1 protein-coding gene is annotated in these 2,206 nt (G+C 57.6%); it reads right to left on the minus strand.

All coding sequences use genetic code 11. The features are described 5' to 3' along the window. Positions 1-501: 501 nt before the first annotated feature. On the minus strand, positions 502-2,206 hold a 1,705-nt coding region (locus KM933_RS38570), incomplete at its 5' end, for a hypothetical protein (RefSeq protein WP_221362291.1).

Below are 2,206 nucleotides of genomic sequence, written 5' to 3' on the forward strand. Positions count from 1 at the left end.
CCCGCGGAGCGGGTCCCTTCGGGCTACGCCCGAAGAAAGCGAGCCGGGGTGCGGAGCACCCCGGCCGCTCCCGCTCCGCGTGAGCGGAGGCGGCTCGCTCCGCTCACCGCCAAGCGGCACGCGCTCCGCGCGAACCGCCAACCGCAGGGCAGGCGCCTCGCGTTGCGAGGCACAGCCGGCCTCCGGCCAGCCGGTGGCCTCCGCTGCGCTCCAGCCACTCACGGCGACCCGCTCAATTCCCCTACGCGCAAGGCGTGCCACGCTTCGCGCGGCCCACCCCACCGGGCTCACGCCACAAGCAGCAGCACGAGGCGGGGAGGGGTGGCTCAGGTTGGTGACTCTGCATCAGGTGATGCAGCACGTACCTTTGACAGAATCAGGTAACTAGTTGCTTCAAACTGCTGTCCGGATCATCTCTGGAACCAGACCACACCACCCCATGAGGACGTCAGCCCGGTGAAAGGCCAATGACGCAGAAATGCATGACGCCCATCATGTGTCCTATGAATTCTTCATTTTCCGATCTTGGCGCAGTGCACTTGCGGGTCCATGAAATGAGTAATCCCCCCTGGGGGCGTCTTTCTGAGCCAGAGTCCGGTTGAGTAGGTCTTCCCTGTTTTTGGCAAGGACGTCTTTATCCATCAACACGTCATCGACTATTTCCATGAAGGCATTCCCGATCGAGGAAGACAGTTTCTTCGCCGTGTTGATTGACTCACCCAGTAACAAGATAGTTAGAGCATCGAGAGCGTGCCCTCTAGCCAAATGGATGCTGTCTTCTGCATCCAAGTCTTCCCTTTGGATTTTTTCGAGGATCTCCCGCGCGCCATCAAGGCGGACGTTCGCGTGAGAGTGGGAGAACTCACCGAGGGCCCTAGTCAATGCGCTGAGGCGGTTCCATCCAGCTGCCTTTACCCAATCCTTTGGTGTAGTGGCCGACGACGATTGTAGCTTTTCTGCTTTTTCTGGTTTTTCGGTCCATACTCTCATTCGAGCGCATTGTTCTAAGACGATACGGAGGGAAGCCAGGGCTCGGTCGTCGTCTTCGAGCCAAAGCCAATAGGCTGTACGCAAAGCTGAAGAGCAGGATACAGCAGCGTCTCCTGTAGGAGTTCCATTGAGCCAGACAGAGATAATCCCCGCCATCTCACTAGCAACGATGTAGCGGAAGTTCCGGCCGTCTAGGTACTTGAAGTCGAGTTCGCCGTTGCTTTCTTTCTCCATATCGAATGCAGTCAGTGCCCAATTAGCTGCTCGGGCTCGGCGCTCGTAAAAGTGCAGGTGGGCGAATTCGTCATCCCGGTAAAGCCTTCCAGCTGGTCGCTTTCCTTGCATCACCTTACTGTGCGCTTTTGCTGCATCCTCCAGGCCGGCTACTGTTCCTGCCTGGAGGCCGCTGGTGGGTAGCAGGGGGTACAAGGACTGAGGTCTGGGAGGTTCTTCGCCTCCGTTCTGTCTCTCGAGGGAGAAAGAAAGTATTTTGAGTGGGAGGTCGTTCATGCCTTGCTCTTCAGCAAGGGCGGCTAGGCACAGCCGAATCTGACGCAGGACGAGCGTTATAACGTCCGAAAGCGCCTCCGACGCACCAGCTAGTGAATTCGGTGCTTGTGCGCTGAGTAGCTGACCGGATTCCCAATACATCAGATCAACCCACGGGCCACGCCCATGGAGGAAGTTTGACATGGACTCCATCAGTTGAACGGGGTGAACAGTGTAATCGGGGCCAATGGTGATTGAGGGACCTTCTGAGGAGTGCTGTTCGACTTCTTCATCCCATGAAGGTCGTGCTGCAATATCAGTGATGGAGTCCACAGGGCGTATCGATCGCCGAGCGAATGGATAATTAGCGTGGCATTTCGCCCATGCACGTCCTGCGTAACTGGCTGCAGATTCTCCCTGTTTGTGTACGACGCCGGTGTTGTAGGCGGCATTTTCAGCCCACCTCTCGAACTGAGACCTCAAGATGGTGGCAGCGCCTAGGAACTGTCCACAGAAGAGCAGCCGTGCCGCAGCGTAAACGCTGTCGGTTCCCCAAGCCAAGTGATCTATCCAGTCGCCGCCATGAGCTGACGGTGGCCGCTTTACGTTGACGCCTAGCTTACGAAATGCGAAATCCATGTAGCCGATGGTGAGCAAGGCCGACATCACAGAGCCTTTTCCAGCCTGACGGTGCTGGCCGCGTGTTGGACAGATCGGTGGAACGACG

The sequence above is a fragment of the Streptomyces beigongshangae genome (genome assembly GCF_019710745.1).
Lineage (GTDB): Bacteria > Actinomycetota > Actinomycetes > Streptomycetales > Streptomycetaceae > Streptomyces > Streptomyces beigongshangae.